The organism is Sodalis sp. RH22, from assembly GCF_047324165.1.
GTDB lineage: Bacteria > Pseudomonadota > Gammaproteobacteria > Enterobacterales > Enterobacteriaceae > Acerihabitans.
The window spans coordinates 1,857,672-1,878,802 of sequence record NZ_CP178731.1 but is presented as its reverse complement, the minus strand read 5'-3'; the positions used below and the strand labels follow the sequence as shown (position 1 = coordinate 1,878,802).

General features: G+C 60.6%; 18 protein-coding genes. 15 read left to right on the top strand and 3 right to left on the bottom strand.

Annotated features, from left to right (window positions below; translation table 11 throughout):
• Positions 1-174 precede the first annotated feature (174 nt).
• Entirely contained in the window at positions 175-1,053 is an 879-nt protein-coding gene (locus ACL2XN_RS08515) for an NAD(P)-dependent oxidoreductase (protein WP_413730656.1), read from the top strand.
• Positions 1,054-1,115: 62 nt separating this feature from the next.
• Here ACL2XN_RS08515 and ACL2XN_RS08510 read toward each other — a convergent pair whose 3' ends face one another.
• Positions 1,116-2,360, bottom strand: coding sequence for an MFS transporter (locus tag ACL2XN_RS08510; RefSeq protein ID WP_413730655.1), 1,245 nt, complete (start codon positions 2,358-2,360; stop codon positions 1,116-1,118).
• A gap of 160 nt (positions 2,361-2,520) precedes the next feature.
• Between ACL2XN_RS08510 and ACL2XN_RS08505 the strand changes: the two genes are divergently transcribed.
• From ACL2XN_RS08505 to ACL2XN_RS08465, 9 genes are all read left to right on the top strand, one after another.
• On the top strand, positions 2,521-3,093 hold the full coding sequence (locus ACL2XN_RS08505; protein ID WP_410015664.1) for a TetR/AcrR family transcriptional regulator: 573 nt from the start codon (positions 2,521-2,523) through the stop codon (positions 3,091-3,093).
• A 169-nt stretch (positions 3,094-3,262) separates the two neighbouring features.
• The gene (locus ACL2XN_RS08500; protein ID WP_410015663.1) at positions 3,263-5,413 is read left to right on the top strand and encodes a carbon starvation CstA family protein; all 2,151 of its coding nucleotides are present in this window, start codon (positions 3,263-3,265) and stop codon (positions 5,411-5,413) included.
• Positions 5,414-5,481: 68 nt separating this feature from the next.
• Positions 5,482-5,685, top strand: coding sequence for a YbdD/YjiX family protein (locus tag ACL2XN_RS08495; RefSeq protein ID WP_331120216.1), 204 nt, complete (start codon positions 5,482-5,484; stop codon positions 5,683-5,685).
• A gap of 17 nt (positions 5,686-5,702) precedes the next feature.
• Positions 5,703-6,662, top strand: coding sequence for a GTPase (gene yjiA / locus ACL2XN_RS08490; protein ID WP_413730654.1), 960 nt, complete (start codon positions 5,703-5,705; stop codon positions 6,660-6,662).
• Positions 6,663-6,991: 329 nt separating this feature from the next.
• Entirely contained in the window at positions 6,992-8,251 is a 1,260-nt protein-coding gene (otnK, locus tag ACL2XN_RS08485) for a 3-oxo-tetronate kinase (RefSeq protein WP_413728637.1), read from the top strand.
• Positions 8,248-8,886 carry an aldolase gene (locus ACL2XN_RS08480; RefSeq protein WP_410015660.1) on the top strand — a complete coding sequence of 213 codons (639 nt, stop codon included), beginning with the start codon at positions 8,248-8,250 and terminating at the stop codon, positions 8,884-8,886. The genes otnK and ACL2XN_RS08480 overlap by 4 nt, the downstream gene beginning before the upstream one ends.
• A gap of 14 nt (positions 8,887-8,900) precedes the next feature.
• On the top strand, positions 8,901-9,671 hold the full coding sequence (locus ACL2XN_RS08475) for a DeoR/GlpR family DNA-binding transcription regulator (protein WP_410015659.1): 771 nt from the start codon (positions 8,901-8,903) through the stop codon (positions 9,669-9,671).
• Between the two features lie 129 nt (positions 9,672-9,800).
• Positions 9,801-11,156, top strand: coding sequence for a gluconate:H+ symporter (locus tag ACL2XN_RS08470; protein ID WP_413722485.1), 1,356 nt, complete (start codon positions 9,801-9,803; stop codon positions 11,154-11,156).
• A gap of 32 nt (positions 11,157-11,188) precedes the next feature.
• Complete coding sequence (locus ACL2XN_RS08465; protein WP_413730653.1) at positions 11,189-12,559, top strand: hypothetical protein; 1,371 nt, start codon at positions 11,189-11,191, stop codon at positions 12,557-12,559.
• A 79-nt stretch (positions 12,560-12,638) separates the two neighbouring features.
• Here the strand turns inward: ACL2XN_RS08465 and ACL2XN_RS08460 are convergent, their stop codons facing one another.
• Positions 12,639-13,205: a flavin reductase family protein gene (locus ACL2XN_RS08460; RefSeq protein WP_413730651.1), complete on the bottom strand. Its 567-nt coding sequence runs from the start codon at positions 13,203-13,205 to the stop codon at positions 12,639-12,641.
• 161 nt (positions 13,206-13,366) lie between these two features.
• Here ACL2XN_RS08460 and ACL2XN_RS08455 point away from each other — a divergent pair, with 161 nt between their 5' ends.
• From ACL2XN_RS08455 to ACL2XN_RS08435, 5 genes are all read left to right on the top strand, one after another.
• A complete protein-coding gene (locus tag ACL2XN_RS08455) occupies positions 13,367-13,798 on the top strand; it encodes an Rrf2 family transcriptional regulator (protein ID WP_410015655.1) in 432 nt (143 codons plus the stop codon).
• Between the two features lie 195 nt (positions 13,799-13,993).
• Positions 13,994-15,646: a hydroxylamine reductase gene (hcp, locus tag ACL2XN_RS08450; RefSeq protein WP_413730650.1), complete on the top strand. Its 1,653-nt coding sequence runs from the start codon at positions 13,994-13,996 to the stop codon at positions 15,644-15,646.
• A gap of 23 nt (positions 15,647-15,669) precedes the next feature.
• On the top strand, positions 15,670-16,659 hold the full coding sequence (gene hcr / locus ACL2XN_RS08445; protein WP_410015653.1) for an NADH oxidoreductase: 990 nt from the start codon (positions 15,670-15,672) through the stop codon (positions 16,657-16,659).
• A gap of 1,683 nt (positions 16,660-18,342) precedes the next feature.
• On the top strand, positions 18,343-19,209 hold the full coding sequence (locus ACL2XN_RS08440; protein WP_413730649.1) for a carbohydrate kinase family protein: 867 nt from the start codon (positions 18,343-18,345) through the stop codon (positions 19,207-19,209).
• 150 nt (positions 19,210-19,359) lie between these two features.
• Complete coding sequence (locus ACL2XN_RS08435) at positions 19,360-19,896, top strand: macro domain-containing protein (RefSeq protein ID WP_413730648.1); 537 nt, start codon at positions 19,360-19,362, stop codon at positions 19,894-19,896.
• Positions 19,897-20,013: 117 nt separating this feature from the next.
• Here the strand turns inward: ACL2XN_RS08435 and yiaK are convergent, their stop codons facing one another.
• Entirely contained in the window at positions 20,014-21,030 is a 1,017-nt protein-coding gene (yiaK, locus tag ACL2XN_RS08430; protein ID WP_413730647.1) for a 3-dehydro-L-gulonate 2-dehydrogenase, read from the bottom strand.
• Positions 21,031-21,131: the final 101 nt, after the last annotated feature.

Genomic DNA, 21,131 nt, shown 5'->3' with positions numbered 1-21,131 from the left:
AATGCTTTTCACGGTTGTTAAAGGAAATATTAAATTGTTATTGGCGGGAAAATAACCACCGCGCCTGTCCTCCCGCCGGACGTCCCGCCATGCCCGTCGCGGCGGCGACGATTTTGCCGATAAGCGCTAACCTTGGTAAAGTTATGCTAAATCGCAGACAAAAGGATCGTTAACATGAACACGCTTCCCGTCGTTGCCGTGCTCGGCCTGGGCGCCATGGGCCATGCTTTTGCGGCCAATCTGGTTAAGAAAAACTTTACCGTCCGCGCCTGGAACCGCACCCCCGGGCGCGGCGAGGATCTGGCGGCAGCGGGCATGACGCTGTGCGATTCCGCGCGGGAGGCGGCCGGGAACGCCGACGTGGTTATCGTGATGCTCACGGACGCGGCGGCCACCGAAGCGGTGATCACCGGCGGGGACGGGATACTCGCCACTCTGAAAGCGGGCGCGGTACTGGCGCAGATGGGCACCATCGGCGTCGAGTCCACCGACCAGCTTTACCGGGCCGTCACCGCGGCGCGTCCGGACGTGGTGTTTATCGACGCGCCGGTATCCGGCACCAAGGCCCCGGCCGAAAACGCGCAGATCACCGTGCTGGCCGGCGGCGATCGCGCGCGCGCCGCCGCCGTCGAGCCGGTATTCGCCGCCATCGCCAGGGGCACGCAATGGCTGGGGGCCGCCGGCGCCGGCGCGCGCATGAAACTGGTGGTCAACGCCTGGCTGATTGCCATGATGCAGGGCGTGGCGGAGAGCGTCGATCTGGCGCAGGCGCTGGGATTTTCACCGGATAATTTCTGGGATGCGCTGGAAGGCGGCCCGCTGGCGGCCCCCTATGTTAAAAACAAACTCGCGATGATCAAGGCCGACGACTATACGCCGCAAATGCAGCTGTCGCTGGCGCTCAAGGACGCCAATCTGGCCCTTGACGCCGCGGGGAACCGCGCCATGCCAGGCCTGCGCACTATCGCCGGCGTATGGCGCCAGGCGGTGGACGCGGGTCTTGGCGCCCAGGATATCGCGGTGGTGTACCGTTATCTGGGCACGAAAAAATAGCCCTTGCCGTCCTGCCGCCGGCAGGCGCCGGGACAAGGGCGCGCCGGTGGACGCGGGCGCAATCAGCTGTTTGCGGGGCACGACGGCCGCGGCATGATCCGGCTGCGCCGCCGGATGGCCAGCGCCAGCGCCATCGCCGCCAGCGATAAGGCGATGATGACCGTCCCGTAAATATTGGCCGTCGCCAGCAGGCCGGCGCGGCGCACCAGGAAGCCGGCGGCAATCGCCGGCAGGCTGTTGGCGAGATAGCATTCCACATAAAACGCGGCCATCAGTCCGGCCCGCTCGGCGGGGGCGGCCTGCGCCATCACCGTGCGCAGCGCGCCGAGAAAACCCGCGCCGAACCCCACGCCGGCGATAACCGATCCGGCCAGCAGCACCGATGCCATGCCATGGTTGGCCCCCAGCAGGATCGCCAGCACGCCCGCCACCAGCATCACGGCGCCCGCCAGCAACGAGGCGAAAGGGGTACGGCCACGGGTCGCCATAATCGCCGCGGCGCCGCTGAGCGTCAGCGCCGCCACCGCCAGTCCGCCCAACCAGACCGACGCAGACTGGGTAACCTTGGCGATAAGCGACGGCATCAGCGACAGATAAAAACCGCCCAGCATCCAGATGGCGACATTGACCGGCGTTACCGCCAGCAGGGCGCCGCGCGCCTGCGCGGGAATAACCACGCTGGGCCGCAGCGAAGCCCAGGCCCCATGACGGCGCTCGGCGGTTTCAGGCGTGCCCCAGGTCAGCGCCGCTTCGGCCGCGAAGACCAGCAGCAGCAGGGCATAGACCAGATGCAGCGGCGCGGGCGCGAACTGCAGCAGCGCGCAGGCGCCCAGCGCCCCCAGGGCCATGCCGGTCATCGGCGCAATGCTATTGGTCAACGCGCCGCGCTCATGATGCAGGTCCAGCAGCGCCGCGCCCAGGGCCGCCGACGCCAGTCCGGTGGCCAATCCCTGCAACGCCCGCGCGACGATAAGCCAGACGGGGCCGGCGGCGCCGAGGAACACCCCCATGGCCGACAGCTCCAGCAGCAGCGCCAGGCTGATGACCGGACGCCGGCCGATATAGTCGGACAGGGCGCCGGCGCTCAGCAGCGACGCCAGCAGGGCCAGGGCATAGGCGCTGTAGATAGTGGTCAGCAGCATCGGCGAGAATGCCCACGAGGCCTGGTAAAGCCGGTAGAGCGGGGTAGGGGCGCTGGACGCGGCGTAAAAGGTTATCAGCGTGGCGGTATGTACCGCCGCGGCTACATCAGGCTGGAAACGGCCCGGGACGGTGCGGTTTGACGCGGTAACGGTTGATTTGGGCATGGCGGTGCTCGTATAATAAACGCAAATTATTAGCTTTTATACATCCTAGAGGATACCCGGCACTAACGCAAATATTTTGCTTTAGTGCCGGGCGGCAGTACCCTGCGGCGCGCCTGGGACGCCGGCGGTCATCCTCTGGCAGGAACAGGAGTCATCAGCCATGGCTGACAAAAGTGGTGTCCGTCCCGGCGGCCGCAGCGCCCGCATACAGGCGGCGGTGCACCGGGCGGTGCGGGAATTACAGCAACAGGAAGGGCCAGGCGAACTGACGGTGCCGGCCATCGCCGCCCGCGCCGGCGTGACGCCGTCCACCCTCTACCGGCGTTGGGGCGATCTGGCGCAATTATTATCCGATGTCGCGCTGGCGCGGGTGCGTCCCGATGGCGAGCCGCGCGATACGGGGTCGTATCGGGGAGATCTGCGCGCGTGGCTGGAACAATACATCGATGAATTGGCCTCCGAGACCGGCCGGGCCATGATGCGCGATATCCTCGGCTGCGCCGCGCCGGGCAACGCCGGGAAATGCGCGGAATTTATCCGCCAGCAGCTCGATGTTATCCGCGACCGCGCCCTGGCGCGCGGCGAGGCGATTGTGGACAGCGATACCCTGATTGACCTGGTGGTGGCGCCGGTGGTTTATCGCCTGCTGTTTTCGCTATCGGCGCCTTCCGTTGAGCATGCCCTGGCGCTGCTGGACCATACGCTGGGCGCCGCCCCCAGGCGCGTCGGGTGACTTTTTGCCGGCTCCGGGCGGCCGCGCCGGGGGCTAAGCCCGACCGTTCGCCGGGCTATTTAACCGTTCGCCCGCGTATATGACCGCTTAATAATAATTTGCCTCTTTTTTCATCCATTCTGGCCTAGAGTACGCGCACATGTACCCTATAACAGAAGACCGCATCGAGATGAAAAATAATATCCTCAAGCATATCCCCTGGCTTATCATCGGCATTATCGGGGCCTGCTGCCTGGCCGTCGTGGCGTTGCGCCGGGGCGAGCATGTCAGCGCCCTGTGGATCGTGGTGTCGTCCGTGGCCGTTTATCTGGTGGCTTACCGCTACTACAGCCTGTATATCGCCACCCGGGTGATGGGGCTGGATCCCACCCGTTCGACGCCGGCGGTGGTCAATAACGACGGCCTGAACTACGTGCCGACCAACAGGAACGTCCTGTTCGGCCATCATTTCGCCGCCATTGCCGGCGCCGGTCCGCTGGTCGGACCGGTACTGGCCGCCCAGGTGGGCTACCTGCCGGGCACCATGTGGCTGCTGGCCGGGGTGGTTATCGCCGGCGCCGTGCAGGACTTTATGGTGCTGTTTATGTCTTCGCGCCGCAACGGCGTGTCGCTGGGCGAGATGATCAAGGAGGAAATGGGCCCGGTTCCGGGCACCATCGCCCTGTTCGGCTGTTTCCTGATTATGATTATTATCCTGGCGGTGCTGGCCCTGATCGTGGTGAAAGCGCTGGCCGAAAGCCCGTGGGGCGTGTTTACCGTCTGCTCGACGGTGCCCATCGCCCTGTTCATGGGTATTTATATGCGCTTCCTGCGTCCCGGACGGGTGGGCGAAGTGTCGGTTATCGGCGTGGTGGGGCTGCTGCTGGCCATTTGGTTTGGCGGCGTGATTGCCCACGACCCGTACTGGGGACCGGCGCTGACCTTTAAAGACACCACTATCACCTACACCCTGATTGGCTATGCCTTTGTTTCCGCCCTGCTGCCGGTATGGCTTATCCTGGCGCCGCGCGACTACCTGGCCACCTTCCTGAAAATCGGCGTGATTATCGGCCTGGCGGTGGGGATTGTCATCATCAATCCCGACCTGAAGATGCCGGCGATGACCCAGTTTATCGACGGCACCGGCCCGGTATGGAAAGGCGCGCTGTTCCCCTTCCTGTTTATTACCATCGCCTGCGGCGCCGTATCCGGTTTCCATGCCCTGATTGCCTCAGGTACCACGCCCAAACTGCTGGCCAGCGAAAGCGATACCCGTTTTATCGGCTATGGCGCGATGTTGATGGAATCATTTGTCGCCATCATGGCGCTGGTGGCCGCGTCGATTATCGAACCCGGCCTGTACTTCGCCATGAACACCCCGCCGGCGGCGCTGGGCATCACCATGCCCGACCTGCATCGCCTCGGCACCTCGGACGCGCCGCTGATCCTGTCCTCGCTGCGCGATGTAACCACCCATGCGGCCGCCACCGTCAGCTCCTGGGGTTTTGTTATCTCCCCAGAGCAAATCATGCAAACCGCGCAGGATATCGGCGAGCCTTCGGTGCTTAACCGCGCAGGCGGCGCCCCGACGCTGGCGGTGGGCATTGCCCATGTCTTTAATAAGATTATCCCGGGCGCCGATATGGGCTTCTGGTATCATTTCGGCATTCTGTTCGAGGCCCTGTTTATCCTGACGGCGCTGGATGCCGGCACGCGTTCCGGCCGCTTTATGCTGCAGGACCTGCTGGGCAATTTTGTCCCGTTCCTGAAAAAAACCGACTCGCTGCTGGCCGGCATGGTGGGCACCGCGGGCTGCGTGGGCCTGTGGGGCTATCTGCTGTACCAGGGCGTGGTCGATCCGCTGGGCGGGGTAAAAAGCCTGTGGCCGCTGTTCGGCATCTCCAACCAGATGCTGGCCGCCGTCGCGCTGGTATTGGGCACCGTGGTGCTTATCAAGATGAAACGCACCCGCTATATCTGGGTAACGGTGGTGCCGGCGGTTTGGTTGCTGATCTGCACCACCTGGGCGCTGGGGCTTAAGCTGTTCAGCCAGAATCCGCAGCTCGAAGGGTTCCTGTACCAGGCCAGCCTGTACAAGCGCCGCATCGCCGAGCAGGGCGCCGGGCTAACGGAACAACAGATTAGCAACATGCATCACATAGTCGTCAATAACTACACCAATGCCGGCTTAAGCGTCCTGTTCCTGATTGTTGTCTACAGCATAATCTTCTATGGTATTAAAACGGCGCTGAAAGCCCGCGGCAACGCCGCGCGCACGGATAAGGAAACGGCGTATGTCGCCGTGCCGGAAGGGGGTATCATCACCTCAAGCAGCCACTGATACGGCATCATAAGCCCTGTCCCGCATAACCGGTGGTTATGCGGGCGTTTTTACACTGGAGATACCGCATGTTTGGAAATTTGGGTCAGGCAGGTAAGTATTTGGGACAGGCTGCCCGGATGTTGGTCGGTATTCCGGATTATGATTATTATGTCCAGCATATGAAGACCAATCATCCCGATCAGCCGGTCATGGACTACGAAGCGTTTTTCCGCGATCGTCAGGAAGCGCGCTACGGCGGTAACGGCAAGGGCGGTTTTCGCTGCTGTTGAAACACGAGGATTCGAGCATGGACCAGCCGCTGCCGGCCACCATCCTGACCGGCTTTTTCGGCGCGGGGAAAACCACCCTGCTGCGCCATATACTGCATGCCGACCATGGCGAAAAGATCGCCGTGATAGAAAATGAATTCGGCGAAGTCCCCATCGACAATACCCTCCTGGGCGATCGCGCCACCCGCATTACCACCTTAAGCAACGGCTGTATTTGCTGCTCCAGCGCCAACGAGCTGGCGGATGCCCTGCTGGATTTACTGGCGGGCATCGATCGCGGCGAGGTTGATTTTACCCGCCTGGTGATTGAATGTACCGGCATGGCCGACCCGGGACCGGTGATCCAGACCTTTTTTTCCCATCCGGTTATCAGCGAGCGTTTCCTGCTTGACGGCGTGATCGCCCTGGTGGACGCGGTGCACGCCGACGGACAGCTAAATGAGTTCGCCCTGGCCCAGGCCCAGGTGGGATTTGCCGATCGTATCCTGCTCACCAAAACCGATATCGCCGGCGAGAGCGGCGATTTGATCGCGCGCCTGCAGCATATCAACGCCCGCGCGCCCGTGTACCGGGTGGTCAATGGCGAGATAGGGCTGGACCGGCTGTTTAACGTCGAGGGTTTTATCCTGAATGATAACCTGACCGTGGCCCGGCCGCGTTACCGGCCGCTTATCGAGCCGCAAAACGCCATCCGCTCCATCGTGGTGAACCTGGCGCGGCCGCTGGCGCTGCAGACGGTATCGGACATTATGGAAGGCCTTCTGGCGACTTATGCCGATAATCTATTACGCTATAAAGGCATTTTAGCCATCGAAGGCGACCCCCGGCGCCTGCTGTTCCAGGGGGTGCAACGCCTGTATAACGCCGATTGGGACCGGGAATGGCGCGATGACGAGCAGCCGGCCAGCGTGCTGGTGTTTATCGGCGTCGGACTGCCGGAGTCCGAGATCCGGGACGCTTTCGCCGCGTACAGGTAAGCCGGCGTTTAACGTGCAGGGTAAGAGTATTGCCGCCTGGCCATCGCCTCAGGCCCGCCCGTGAACCGGGCGGGCCTGATTGTTTTAAGGACCAGGCCTGGACAGCTGGGGCGCCGCACGGCAGGGGGATAAAAGGCGCTGTTCCGGCTGATGCGAAGATTCACACATTGTTGTGAAAAGCGGATAAATGATTAAATATACTATTATCAATTAGTTAATTCCAATTAAGCGCTATAATTCCGTTACGCTTTTGTGATGGCCATCATCTCAATGTGAAGCCAATACGTACAAAATTTCACACATGTTCACAACAACCCGGATGACAGGAAATGACGTTATCGTTAGGCGTTATTGCTGATGATTTTACCGGCGCCACCGACATCGCGAGTTTTATCGCGCTGGCCGGTTGGCGCGTGGTCCAGCTTAACGGTATCCCGCAGCAGCCGCTGCCGCTGGAAGACGTTGACGCGGTGGTGATTTCCCTGAAGACCCGCTCCTGCCCGGCGCCGGAAGCCATAAGCCAGTCGCTGGCGGCGTGCCGGTGGTTGCGGGTACAGGATTGCCGGAAGATCTACTTTAAATATTGCTCCACCTTCGATTCCACGCCGCACGGCAATATCGGCCCGGTTACCGATTCCCTGCTGGCCGAGACCGGGGCTGCGCTTGCCATCCTGTGCCCGGCGCTGCCGGTCAACGGCCGCACCGTGATCCACGGCTATCTGTTTGTCAACGGGCGGCTGCTGAACGAATCCGGCATGCAAAACCATCCCCTCACGCCGATGACCGACGCTAATCTGTTAAGGGTGATGGACGCCCAGGCCGCGGGTAAAACCGGGCTGCTCCCGCTCGCGACGCTGCGCCGGGGGACCCGGGCCGTGCGGGAGCGCCTGGAGGAACTGCGGCGCGAGGGGCGGCGCTATCTCGTTGCCGATGTGCTCGACGACGCTGATTTAACGCTTCTGGCGCAAAGCCTGCCGGACGACCTGCTGCTGACCGGCGGTTCGGGCCTGGCCGGCGCATTGGCCGCGCTTTCGCCCCGCGACGGCGACAGCGCGGCGGCGCAGGCCGTGCCGCCGGCCACGGGTCGCGCCGTGGTGCTGTCGGGCAGTTGCTCGCGCATGACCAATACGCAGGTTGATCACTATCGCCGCCAGGCGCCCGCCCGGGCGATCGACGTCACACGCTGCCTGGAGAACGGCGCGCTGTATGCGCGGGAGCTGGCGCAATGGGTGATGGATCAACCCCCCCGGCCGGCGCCCATGCTGTTCGCCACCCAGGCCGCCGACGTGGTCAGGGCGGTACAGGCCCGCTACGGCGTCGCCGCCACCGGCGCCGCCATCGAACGATTGTTTGCCGATATCGCGCTGTCCCTGTTTCAGCAGGGTTTTGGTAAATTTATCATTGCCGGCGGCGAGACCTCCAGCCTTATCACGCAACGGCTCGGCGTGAGCGGCTTTGCCATTGGCCGGACTATCGCCCCCGGCGTGCCCTGGGTCAGGGATATCGAGCGGCCTTTATGGCTGGCGCTGAAGTCCGGCAATTTTGGCGAGACAGATTTTTTTAACCAGGCACAGGAGCTTTATCAATGACGGAAGCCGAATTACGCGCACAAATGGCGACGCTGGCCCATTCCATGTTTATGCGCGGCTACAGCAGCGGCGGGGCGGGAAATCTCAGCTGCCGCCTGCCCGACGGCGGTTTCCTGGTGACGCCCACCAACTCCAGCTTCGGCGCCCTGGACCCGGCGACGCTCAGCAAACTCAACGCCGCGGGAGAACATATCGCGGGCGCCAGGCCGTCCAAGGAATCGGTAATGCACCTGAATTTCTACCGGCGACGCCCCGATATCGGCGGCGTGGTGCATCTGCATTCGCCCGCGCTGACCGCGCTGTCCTGTATGCCCGGCCTGAACGCCGAGAACTGCCTGCCGCCGATAACGCCCTATTACGTCATGCGCGTCGGCAAGCTGCCGCTGGTGCCGTATTTCCGCCCCGGGCATCCCGGCCTTGCCGAGGCGATTGGCGATCTCGCCCCGACGCATAACGCCATGCTGCTGGCTAACCACGGGCCGGTAATCGGCGGCGCCGGCCTGCTGGAAGCGGTGTTCAACGCGGAAGAACTAGAGGACACGGCGCGTCTGTATATTACACTGCTACCTTATGGCATGGTGACATTAACAGGTGAACAAGTTGCAGAGCTGGAACGGACCTTTAAAAAAGCCTAACGCGGGGCGTCGCGATGTTGCCCGATGAACGCCGTAATTTTATCTACAGCCACCTGCATCAATATGCCAGGGTGACCATCGGCGATCTGGCCAAATTGCTGGATGTGTCCCATATGACCATTCGCCGCGACGTGCAGTTTATGGAGAACGAGGGCAAGGTGACGGTGATAAGCGGCGGGGTTAAACTCAACGAGGCGCTGAAACAGGAACTGCCCTATGTGGAAAAAGCGTTATTGCATCACCGCAGCAAACGCCATATTGGCGCGGTGGCGGAAATACTGGTTGAGTCGGGGCAGGTTATCTATCTGGACGCGGGTACCACCACCTTTGAAATTGCCCGCTGTATCGCGGCGAAATTAAAAAAGATAACCATTATTACTAATGATTTCACAATTAGTGATTTTTTAATGAAAATGCCGCACGTCAATTTATTTCATACCGGCGGCCAGGTGGATATGCGCAATCGATCCTGCGTCGGCAATAGCGCCGCGCAGTTTATTCGCGGCCTGAATATCGATATTGCGTTTATCAGCACCAGTTCCTGGGATATTGAACACGGCCTGTCCACGCCCGACGAAGGTAAAGCCCAGGTCAAGCAGGCGGTGCTGGCCTCCGCCAGGCGCAATATCCTGGTGACCGACAGCAGTAAATACGGCAAATATGGCATGTTCCATATATGCCCACTGGCGCAGCTGACCGATATTATTTATGACGATCAGCTGCCCGATGACATTGAAAACCGATTGCGGCAGTTGCCGATCCGGTTACATAAAGCCATTAGTTAGGAGCATGCCGGAAAGCCTATGGGAAAAAGTCATATACCGTTAAGCCAATAATTTATAACACACCGCGCCAATCATTCTTGGGCGATTAAAAAATAATAATGATCTGTACTCTATCTGTCCGGAGGGGATATGCAATTCGATATTTCGCAATTTTTTGCTTTAATCAGCGCCATTGCCTTGTTAATTGTCCTTATTACCTATTTTAAATTTCATCCTTTTTTAGCCCTGATAATCACCGCCGGATTTTTAGGACTGGCGGCGGGCCTTAGCCCGACGGCCACGATCAAAAGCTTCGAAAAAGGCTTCGGCGGCGTATTGGGATCCACCGGGCTGGTGGTCGGGCTCGGCACCATGCTGGGCGGATTATTGCTGGAATCGGGCGGGGCGGACAAAATCGCCAATACCTTTATCCGCCTGGGGCCGGTGCGCGCCATACCGGCCACTATCTGCGTCGCGGCGTTAATCATCGGCCTGCCTCATCTGTTCGACGTCAGTTTCGTGATGCTGGTGCCGCTGGTGTACGCCATTGCCCGTCGCACCCATAGCCAGCTGCTGCGCATCGGCATTCCCATGGCCGCCGGTTTGTACGTGGCGCACGGTCTGTTGTTGCCGCACCCGGCGCCGACGCTGGCCATGACCACCTATCATGCCGATGCGGGCATGGCGATGTTTTTCGGCCTGATTATCGCGGTGCCCATGGCGGCCTTGTCCGGCCCGGTATTCACCCATTTCGCCATGAAATACTTTCCGGAGCTGGGGCGCCAGAGCTTCGGCGCCGGGGACGCGCAGGAAGAACAGCAGGCCGGCAAAACCACCCGCAGCCCGTCGTTCTGGCTGGCGATGCTGACCATTCTGCTGCCGCCGCTGTTAATGATGACGCGCTCGCTGTGCATCGGCTTTATCAGCAAGGAGAATCCGCTGTATGAAGCGGTTAACGCCATCGGCGACCCGATTGTTTCGCTGTTGATCGCAGTGCTGTTCGCCCTCTACGCCCTGGGGATACGCAGCGGTTTCACCATGGCGCAGTTGCAGAAGATGCTCGGCAAGTGTCTCGGCCCCTGCGCGGTGATTATCCTTATCCTGGGCGCCGGCGGCGGCCTGAAAGAGATGCTGCTGGCCACCCATGTCAGCACCCTGATCGCCGATTGGGCGGTACACTGGAATATTTCGCCGCTGATCCTGGCCTGGCTGGTGGCGGCGCTCATCCGCATCGCCATCGGCTCCGCGACGGTTGCGGTGGTCACCACCGCCGGGATTATCGCGCCGCTGGCCGCCAACAGCGGCGTCAACCTGGAACTGCTGGTCTTGGCCACCAGCACCGGCGGCCTGATGCTGTCGCACGTTAACGACTCCGGTTTCTGGTTGTTTAAAGAATATTTTCATCTCACCGTGGGCGAGACGCTAAAAAGCTGGACGTTGCTGGTTTCCTTCCAATCGGCGCTGGGACTGGCGTTTGTCCTGCTGCTTAACCTGATTGTCGGCTAACGCCGCCCTACATTTAATCCGAGGTAAGCGTAATGAACTACGAACTGTTATTTGACGAACTGAAAGGGCGCCGTATCCGGCTGGCCATTACCGGCGCCTGCGGCGGTTTCGGCCGCTCGCTGCTGGTCCAGTGCCGCAATATTCCGGCCATCAATATCGTGGCGCTGTGCGATATCAATACCCAGGGCACGCGGGATCTGCTCGGCGATCTGCGCTACCGCCATGATAAAAACCGGCTGTGCGGCACGCCGGCTGAAGCCGCGGCGGCCCAGGCCGCCGGGGAAACCGCCATTATCAGCGACTTCGCGCTGCTGGACGCCCTGGATCTGGATATGGTGGTCGAATCCACCGGTAAACCGGATATCAGCGTCAGCATCGCCGTCAGCGCGTTAAAACGCGGCGTCCACGTGGGTATGGTCAGCAAGGAAACCGATTCGGTCGCCGGCCCCTGGCTTAATCAACTGGCGCTTAAACACCACGCGGTCTATACCACGGTGGACGGCGATCAGCCCAGCAACCTGATTGGCCTGGTCACCTGGGCCAGGGTGCTGGGGCTTGAGATTATCGCCGCCGGCAAGTCCAGCGAATATGACTATATCTACCATCCGGCCACCGGCAGGCTGGATTATACCAGCACCCAGGTGGACGCCGCCGCGCTGGCCGATCTGTGGCAGCTGGATGAACAGGATATCAAAGGCACGCTGCGCCGGCGGGCCGAGGCCTTGGCGATGCTGCCGCAAAGCGCCACCCCCGACTATTGCGAAATGAACGTGGTGGCCAATTCCATCGGGTTCGTGCCCGCTACGCCGGCGCTGAATTATCCCCTTTGCCATATCGGCGAGCTGGCCGATATCTTTATCCCCGAGGAAGACGGCGGTATTTTGACCCGGACCGGCGTGGTGGATGTATTCAACTGTCTGCGGCGTGATGACGAGGTCAGCTTTGGCGGCGGGGTGTTTATCATCGTGCGCTGCCAGGACCCGGAGACCTGGCGCATGCTGGCGGATAAAGGTCATGTGGTCAGCAAGAATCTGAAATACGCCTGTATTTACCTGCCGTACCATATTATGGGACTGGAGTCGCCGCACAGCCTGTTTTCGGCCGTTCTGCACCGCCGGGCGTCCGGCGGCGTTAACCAGCAGGTCCATGCGGTGATGGCGGGTTTCGCCGAGCGGCCGCTGAAAAAAGGCGAAACCCTGAGCATGGGCGGCCACCATCACTCCATTGAACATGTCAGCGCCCGCCTGCTGGCCAGGGCGGATGCCAAAGGCGTCGCGCCGTTCTACCTGCTGGCCAATAAAACCCTGACGGCGGATGTGGCCCAGGGGGAGCTTATCCCGCTGTCCGCGCTGCCGGCGGATGATTCGCTGCTATACCAGGCCTGGCAGCAGACCGGCCTGTGATTCCACGGCCGGCTGACAAGAACGCACGCCCGGGAAACCGGGCTTTTTGGGTTATGGCGTACACCCGCCCCGGCGGCCGTCAGGGGTATAACATATCCGGACGGAACAGCCCGCGCCGGCTGATAACCTTGCCGGCCACCATAAACACGCCGTCGCCGGTATAGTGCAAGGTTTCCGGGTGCTTTGGCGTCGCCGCGGCGTGCGCCTTGACTATCTCGAAAATAAAAAAATGATACCGGTCCACCATGGCGTCGTCATGCAGGCGGCATTCAAAATGCGCGTGGCATTCGCGGATAAGCGGCGCCTTCACCCGGCGCGCGGGCGCCGCCGTCAGGCCGAAATGGCTGAATTTATCCATATCCGCCCCGCTGGTATTGCCGATGCCCACGACGGTATCGGTCAGGGCGGTGGTGGGCAGGTTGATCACGCACTCGCCGCTTTGGCGGATCAGGTCGAAGCTATGATTGCCGCCGGAAATCATACAGCCGACCAGCGAGGGGGAGAATTCCAGCACCACGTGCCAGCCCAGGGTCATGATATTGGTTTTGCCCTGCCAGGCGGAGGTAATCAGGACAATGGGCCCTGGTTCCAGATAATATCGCGCCCGGCTGACCGGGAAATCGCTTTTACGGGGAAATGCGGTCATGTCAGCTCCTGTAGCAGTTTTGTTTGCGCCTGCTCTAAGGGTAACAGCTGATGGGCGGGAGGAAGAGATACTGTACCGCCGCTCACGGGACAGGGCATAAAAGGAGGCGATCCGGCGTGCCGATGTGATACCCTTTTATCCATTACATCGCAGGTACCGTTATGAAACTCACGCGTTATACCGATTATGCCGTCAGGGTGATTATTTATCTTGGCGCCCATCAGGGCCAATTGTCGTCCATTGCCGAAATTTCGCGCCAATACGCGATTTCGCATAATAACCTGATGAAAGTGGTGCAGGATCTGGCCCGGCTGGGTTATATCGACACCCTGCGCGGGCGCAACGGCGGCATCCGGCTGGGCCGCGCGCCGCAGGATATCAATATCGGCGCGCTGATCCGCCACACGGAGAAAGGCGACGCCCTTATCGACTGCGCCAACTGCGTTGTCGCGCCGGCTTGCGGCCTGCCGGGGGTGCTGGCCCGGGCCACCAATGCCTTTTACGCCGTGCTGGACGGCTATACCCTGGCGGACTTATTAAGCCGGCGGGGGCAAATCGAAGAACTGTTCACCCTGATCGATATCGAAGGCTAAACACGCTGCCATAATCTTATTTACCGTTAAAACAAGCGGTTGCTTCATCCCTGCGCCGTATCGTCTTTTTCCCGCGCCGCCAAATATTGCGTTATATCAAACAAGTGGTGGATAGCGGCAAAAGCCCTGTCATTCCCGTCCCTCCGCGTTTAACCTTAAACATGCATTTAAAATGAATAATATAAGGAAGCGATCATGTTTTGTGTGCAATGTGAACAAACCATCCGTACCCCGGCCGGCAACGGCTGCTCCTATAGCCAGGGTATGTGCGGCAAAACGGCGGAAACCTCGGATCTGCAGGATCTGTTGGTGGCCGCGCTGCAGAGCCTGTCCGCCTGGGCGGTCGCCGCGCGCGGGCTGGGGATTATCGACCATCGCATAGACAGTTTTGCGCCGCGCGCCTTTTTTTCCACGCTGACCAATGTCAATTTCGACTCGCCGCGCATCGTGGCCTATATCCAGCAAACCCTGGCTCTGCGTGATGAGCTGAAAGCCCGCTGCCTGCGGGTTGAACCGACGGTTAACCCCGGGCATCCGCTGGCGGAACTGCAATGCCCCTCGCTGACGCTTGCCGATTTGCAGGCGCAGGCGCAGCGTTTCGCCCTGAATACGGATAAGGACGCGGTAGGCGAGGATATTCACGGCCTGCGTTTGCTGTGCCTCTACGGGCTGAAAGGCGCGGCGGCCTATATGGAACATGCCCATGTGCTGGGCCAGTACGATGAGGATATTTACCGCCAGTATCATGACATCATGGCGTGGCTGGGTACCCGGCCGGCCGATATGGGCGAGCTGCTGGCGCAATCGATGCAGATCGGCAAAATGAACTTTGCCGTAATGGCCATTCTCGATCGCGGCGAGACGCAGGCCTACGGCAACCCCGTACCCACCCGCGTTAACGTGCGGCCTGTGGCGGGTAAAGCCATCCTGATTTCAGGCCATGATCTGAAGGATTTGCGCCTGCTGCTGGAGCAAACCGCGGGACAGGGCATCAATATTTACACCCACGGGGAAATGCTGCCCGCCCACGGCTACCCGGAACTGAAAAAGTTCGCCCACCTGGCCGGCAATTACGGCAGCGGGTGGCAAAACCAGCAAACGGAATTCGCCCGTTTCCCGGGGCCGGTGGTGATGACGTCCAATTGTATTATCGATCCGAGCGTCGGCCACTATAACGACCGCATCTGGACGCGCAGCATTGTCGGCTGGCCGGGCGTTAAACATCTGGACGGCGAGGATTTCGCCCCGGTGATCGCCCAGGCCCAACAGATGGCCGGCTTTCCCTATGATGAAATCGAACACCTGATTACCGTCGGCTTTGGCCGCCAGACGCTGCTGGATGCGGCCGATACCGTTATCGACCTGGTGGCGCGCAAAAAACTGCGTCATGTGTTCCTGGTCGGCGGATGCGACGGTAGCCGCGATGAGCGCAGCTACTATACCGATTTTGCGCGCGACGTTCCCGATGACTGCCTGATCATGACGCTGGCCTGCGGCAAGTATCGCTTCAATAAACTGGATTTCGGCACCCTTGAGGGCCTGCCGCGTCTGCTGGACGTCGGCCAGTGCAACGACGCCTACGCCGCCATTATGCTGGCGGTAAAACTGGCGGAAAAACTGGGCTGTGGAGTGAACGATCTGCCGCTGAGCCTGGTGCTGTCCTGGTTCGAGCAAAAGGCGATCGTTATCCTGCTGACCCTGCTTTCGCTGGGCGTCAAGAATATCTATACCGGACCGACGGCGCCCGGTTTCCTGACGGAAAACCTGATGGCGGTGCTTAACGAGCAGTTCGGCATGCGCTCGATTACCACCGCGACCCAGGATCTGCACACTATCCTGGCCGCCTGAACCGGACATAAGGAGAGGCTTTCATGACGACGCCGTCATCGCTGTGCCCGTACCGCATGCAGGTACATCATATCATCCAGGAAACGCCCGATGTCTGGACGCTGGCGCTGATAAACCATGATTTTTATCCCTACCAGCCGGGGCAGTACGCCCTGGTCGCCATCAACGATAGCGAGGACGTGCGCGCCTATACGCTGTCCTCCGCGCCCGGCGCCAGCCGGTTTATCACCCTGACCGTGCGCCGGCTGGCGGACGGCGCGGGTTCAGGCTGGCTGACGCAGGACGTCAAGCCCGGCGATAACCTGTGGCTGTCGGCGGCGCAGGGCGATTTCAGCTGCCTGCGGCATGTCGATAACCGCTACCTGTTCCTGGCGGCGGGCTGTGGCGTCACCCCAATCCTATCCATGTGCCGCTGGCTGGCGGCCAATCGCCCGCAAGCGGATGTGCGGGTTATCTACTGCGTCCGTTCGCCGCGGGATATCATCGCCGCGTCCACCTGGACGGCGTTAGGGAAATGGCTGCGGCTGACGGTGTTCGCCGAGCAGGGCGCCGCCGGAGATATCCTGCCCGGCCGGCTGGCGCGCGACGCGCTGCGCGAACTGGCGCCGGATATCGCCGCACGCACGGTAATGGCCTGCGGCCCCGCGCCCTGGATGGCGCAGCAGGAGGCGGACGCGCTGGCGCTGGGCGCAGGCCGCTTCCTGCAGGAGCGTTTTCATACGTCGCCTGCCGACGCAGGCGCGGGCGGTGGAGCCCGGCTGAAGATCACCCATCCCCGCCCCCTGCAAACGGTGGACGCGCCGGTGGGCGTGTCGCTGCTGGCGGCGCTGGAGTCCAACGGCATTAGGGTAAACGCCGCCTGCCGCGCCGGGGTGTGCGGCTGCTGCAAAACCCATATCGCGCAGGGAGACTACCGTACCACCAGCACCATGACGCTCAGCGAACAGGACATCGCCGCCGGCTATGTCCTGGCGTGCAGCTGCTATCCGCAGGGCGATATCGTCATTGCCTGAGTAACCGTCTTGCCGGGCCACGGTTTTGTCCGGTCATGGCCCCATTATTTTTGTTTTAGGGCTGCGGCGCGGGCAGCGTGCCATGGGCAAATGGCCAGGCATTGACTCCTGCATTTACTTATAAAGCGGCTGACTTGGCGGGGGGCCGGCGGCTTGCGTGGGGCTTATATTGTCGTGGGGAAGGTTTCGCTTGCCGTGCGTGAGGGTGCCATGCGTTAGGGTGCGCCAGGGCATATGTCGCCTTGGGGAAGATTTCGCTTGCGGTTTGCGGGGAGGCTTATGTTGCCTCGGGGAAGGTTTCGCTTGCGGCTTGCGGGGCGGCTTATGTTGCCTCGGGGGAAGGTTTCGCTTGCCGTGCGTGAGGTGTTCATAGGTATTGCCGGGCGCCGGCAAGCGACAATGAGGCCGTACCGCGACGGCCTCCTTGACCTCCGCGCGTCCGGCAGATCGTGCGCCGCTGCGCGGTTCCCGGCATCACCCATCCCGGCTTTTGGACCGCACGGGACGCGCTCCCGGCGCGGCCCTTAGCTTTCGCCGCTCCCGGCGGCTCATCCAGCCGCGATGGGCGCCGCCGGCGCACTCTATGCCGGCACCACGTCAACACCATCGCCTGTGAGCAAAACAGCGGTGTAAGGTACTTAGCGGTATGCACTCACCGGGAAAAACAGCGCTATAAATTTGGCCAATTTGGTATAAGTCTCGCAGCCTGCTAGCTATAGCTCACTGCCGCACGTTTATGCCTGACGCCTGTCTACAGGGTGGTATGACTATAATTGCCGGCAGCATGAAATACCGACTTCCTGACTTCCTGACTCAATGACTTAATGACTTAATGACTTAATGACTTAATGACTTAATGACTTAATGACTGCTGGCTGTGCGAATGCCGTCTGCATTGCATTACCATATGAATGCTGACGGCATGTAAAATGGTATGTATGACTTGCCTGTCGCTGTGCCTTTCGCTTCTTTGTCTACTACACCTTCGCCTTTCACTTAGCCCACAGCGGCGCCGATGCCCTATACATCACATCGCTGACCGCGACCTATGTCCCGGCATAAAGCGCGCTGACGGCGCCTGTGCCCCCGGCATGAGCCGCCGGGAGCGGCGAAAGGCCCGGTTGCGCCGGGAGCGCTAACCGGGCCGGTGCATTACGGGGGCATTGGCGGCGGAAGGCATCGCGCAGCGACGCGCGACCTGCCGGGCGCGCGGAGGTCAAGGAGGCCGTCGCGGTACGGCCTCATTGTCGCTTGCCGGCGCCCGGCAATACATATGAACACCTCACGCACGGCAAGCGAAACCTTCACCGAGGCGACATATGCCCTGGCGCACCCTAACGCATGGCACCCTCACGCACGGCACCCTCACGCACGGCAAGCGAAACCTTCACCGTAGCAACATAAACCCTGCCACAAGCCAAAGCACCGCAAACGAAACCCCCGCCGCGGCAATGTCGCCCGCCCCAGGAACCGCCATTCCGCTTTACGGCATGGCATCGCGCCATGATGGTTAAAATTACCGGCCCGGATAGGCAGGGGCGCGCCGGCGATCGTAAACGGTTTTGTTGCCATCATGTTGCGGAAAGTTATCAGTTTGCGAGGCACATCGCCTAACCGACCGGCTTCAGCGGCTATGCTTAGGTGAAAATCCGCTATGGATTGACAACCGCAACGGAACAGAACATGAAAATAATCGCCCTGGGAGAATTGCTGTGGGATTGTTTTCCCGGCGGCCGCGAAATCGGCGGCGCCGCGGGAAACTTTGTCTATCACGCCACACAGGCAGGCGCCGACGCCCGGCTGATTTCCGCCGTGGGGCGGGACAAGGCGGGCGATGCGCTGGTGAGCGAACTGGCGGCGCGCGGCGTTCCCGGCCATATACAGCGCAGCGCCCGTTATCCCACCGGCACGGTGGAGGTGACGCTGGACAGGCGCGGCGTGCCGCACTACGACATTATCGGCCCGGTGGCCTGGGACGATATCCAATCGGACGTCACGCTCTTCAACCATCTGCGCACCGCGGATGTATTGTATTTCGGCAGCCTGGTGCAGCGCTACGGCCCCAACCAGCGGCTGCTGCGCCAGTTGCTGGGGCTGCTGTCGCCACAGGCGAAAATCCTGGTGGACATCAACCTGCGCGCCGGCCATTACCAGCCGCCCACCCTCGGTTTTTGCCTGCGTCACGCCCACCTGCTAAAGCTTAATGACGAGGAACTGCCGGTCATTGCCGCCTTGTTCGGCCTGCCGCGCGACCCCGAGGGGTTCTATCAGCATTTGCGGCGCCATGAACAGCTCGAGATGCTGATATATACCCGCGGCGATAAGGGCAGCCTGCTGCTGCGCGGCGATGACAGCCACCGTCATCCCGGCCTGAAAGTCACGCCGGTGGACACGGTCGGCGCCGGCGATGCCTTTACCGCCGTTGCCGCCGTCATGGCGCTGCGCGGCGCGCCGCTGGCGGACATTAGCCAGGCGGCCAACACAGTGGCGGCATATGTCTGCACCAGACCGGGCGCCATGCCGACGATGCCCGCCCATTCCGGCGGGTAGGGCGCGCGCCTGCCGCAGTGTTATGGCGGTTATGCGCATGAAAAGCCGGGATCCCGTCGGAATGAGTTAAAATAGCAGCGTAGTTAAGGACGTGCAGGCTATTGGCTTGGGCGAAATAAGCCGCCGGCGCTATTGTAAGGATTCCAAACCATGATAAATAAAATTCACCTGTTGCAAGGCGATATCACCACAATCCCCGCGGACGCCATTGTTAACGTCGCCAATTCTTCCCTGCTCGGCGGTGGCGGCGTGGATGGCGCCATACACCGCGCCGGCGGGCCCGCGATCCTGGACGAATGTCGTGACATCAGAAACCGGCAGGGCGGTTGTAAGACCGGCTGCGCCGTGATTACCGGCGCGGGTAATCTGCCGGCAACGTATGTGATCCACGCGGTTGGCCCGCACTGGAGCGATGGTAAACACCAGGAAGCGGAATTATTGAAACATACCTACCTGAGCTGTTTTGCACTTATCGAACAATACCCGATCAAAACCGTTTCATTCCCCAATATCAGCACCGGCGTCTATCACTTCCCCAAGCGGTTAGCCGCTGAGATTTCGTTAGAGGCTATCGCCGCCTGGTTAGATACTTATCCGGTGATCGAAGCTATTCATCTCGTGTGTTTTGACCCGGAAAATTTCACCCTCTACAGTGATTTACTAAAAAATAAATATACTGATAATTAATCATTTTATAAGCGGCTGGTTGTCCTTGTCGCTGCTCATGTCCAGCCTCTCGTCGACCGCGGACGGTAGCGCAACGCCGGATTTTTTAAGGCGTAATATGACCCGTCATCATGACGGTTACCGTTGCGCCAGTTGCTGCACCTCAGCCCATACGCTGTCATCCGCGGGGATGCCGTTGGCGGTGAAAAACGCCCGGTTTTTCATCGACGTTTCCCCTGGAAAGAACACCTCACGCTGATTTTCCGCCGGTTCCGACGTCTTGACGTACTGGGCGACGCTTGCAGCCATATTTTCGCTGAATTCCCTGCCGCCGAAATGGGTGGGATCGAATACCATAAAGACCTGGCTCGCGCCGGTGCAACTCCCTTGCTGAATGTTATCGATCTCATTGGTTGGCGCGCCCGCCGTCAGGAAAGCCGCCATCGTGTCCAGCAGCACCGCCATGCCGGAGCCTTTCCAGTAACCGGTGGGCAGAATACGCATCGACTCTTCCACCGGCCCCGGTTCATCGGTGAGATTGCCGTCTTTATCAAATCCCCCCGGAAAAGGCAGTTTTTCCCCTTTCAGGCGCGTCACCTGCAGCTTGCCATAGGAATACTGCGACATCGCCATATCAAGGACCAGGGCGCCTTCTTTCATCGGCACCGCCATGACGAAGGGATTATTGCCGAGACGTGGTTTTTTCGCCCCCCACGCGGGCATGCAGGATTCGGTATTGGTCCAGCACATTGCCGCATACCCATTCTCAGCGGCTTTCCAGCCATAGGTGCCGCCGCGCATCCAGTGCGTCGTGTTGCGTAGGCCCACAATGCCGGCGCCATGCTCGGCGGCCAGCGCCATCGCTCGTTCAACCGCAAACAGGGCGTTGGTGATGCCGATACCGCGCTGTCCGTCGTAAATTTCGATACTGCCGAGGGATTTGACTTTTTCAGGCGCGGCGTGGATATCAACCCACCCCTTGTTGACATAATCGATAAAACGCGCGACGCGGTTAAGGCCATGCGAAAAAATACCGTCACAGCTGGCTTGCGTATGAACCTGAGCGCAGGTATCCGCCTGTACTTCATTTAAACCGGCATTCAGGAACGCCTGTTTAACGGTGTGTTTCATTTCGTCAAATGTCACCAGTGGCATAGCATCTCCTGTTAACAACGAATCGGTTTCCAAGGCATGCCTGAGGGCTGCCCGTAAAGCTCAAATTACGTGCGCCGGTACTACCATACAAGTATGTGAAA

What these genes read in the sequence shown, in the direction of transcription:
- ACL2XN_RS08455 (WP_410015655.1), top strand. Translation starts at nt 13,367, where the DNA reads ATGAAACTCACGCGTTATACCGATTATGCCGTCAGGGTGATTATTTAT.
- ACL2XN_RS08435 (WP_413730648.1), top strand. Translation starts at nt 19,360, where the DNA reads ATGATAAATAAAATTCACCTGTTGCAAGGCGATATCACCACAATCCCC.
- ACL2XN_RS08495 (WP_331120216.1), top strand. Translation starts at nt 5,482, where the DNA reads ATGTTTGGAAATTTGGGTCAGGCAGGTAAGTATTTGGGACAGGCTGCC.
- ACL2XN_RS08505 (WP_410015664.1), top strand. Translation starts at nt 2,521, where the DNA reads ATGGCTGACAAAAGTGGTGTCCGTCCCGGCGGCCGCAGCGCCCGCATA.
- yiaK (WP_413730647.1), bottom strand. Translation starts at nt 21,030, where the DNA reads ATGCCACTGGTGACATTTGACGAAATGAAACACACCGTTAAACAGGCG.
- ACL2XN_RS08480 (WP_410015660.1), top strand. Translation starts at nt 8,248, where the DNA reads ATGACGGAAGCCGAATTACGCGCACAAATGGCGACGCTGGCCCATTCC.
- ACL2XN_RS08470 (WP_413722485.1), top strand. Translation starts at nt 9,801, where the DNA reads ATGCAATTCGATATTTCGCAATTTTTTGCTTTAATCAGCGCCATTGCC.
- otnK (WP_413728637.1), top strand. Translation starts at nt 6,992, where the DNA reads ATGACGTTATCGTTAGGCGTTATTGCTGATGATTTTACCGGCGCCACC.
- ACL2XN_RS08515 (WP_413730656.1), top strand. Translation starts at nt 175, where the DNA reads ATGAACACGCTTCCCGTCGTTGCCGTGCTCGGCCTGGGCGCCATGGGC.
- ACL2XN_RS08500 (WP_410015663.1), top strand. Translation starts at nt 3,263, where the DNA reads ATGAAAAATAATATCCTCAAGCATATCCCCTGGCTTATCATCGGCATT.
- ACL2XN_RS08510 (WP_413730655.1), bottom strand. Translation starts at nt 2,360, where the DNA reads ATGCCCAAATCAACCGTTACCGCGTCAAACCGCACCGTCCCGGGCCGT.
- ACL2XN_RS08465 (WP_413730653.1), top strand. Translation starts at nt 11,189, where the DNA reads ATGAACTACGAACTGTTATTTGACGAACTGAAAGGGCGCCGTATCCGG.
- ACL2XN_RS08460 (WP_413730651.1), bottom strand. Translation starts at nt 13,205, where the DNA reads ATGACCGCATTTCCCCGTAAAAGCGATTTCCCGGTCAGCCGGGCGCGA.
- hcr (WP_410015653.1), top strand. Translation starts at nt 15,670, where the DNA reads ATGACGACGCCGTCATCGCTGTGCCCGTACCGCATGCAGGTACATCAT.
- ACL2XN_RS08440 (WP_413730649.1), top strand. Translation starts at nt 18,343, where the DNA reads ATGAAAATAATCGCCCTGGGAGAATTGCTGTGGGATTGTTTTCCCGGC.
- yjiA (WP_413730654.1), top strand. Translation starts at nt 5,703, where the DNA reads ATGGACCAGCCGCTGCCGGCCACCATCCTGACCGGCTTTTTCGGCGCG.
- ACL2XN_RS08475 (WP_410015659.1), top strand. Translation starts at nt 8,901, where the DNA reads ATGTTGCCCGATGAACGCCGTAATTTTATCTACAGCCACCTGCATCAA.
- hcp (WP_413730650.1), top strand. Translation starts at nt 13,994, where the DNA reads ATGTTTTGTGTGCAATGTGAACAAACCATCCGTACCCCGGCCGGCAAC.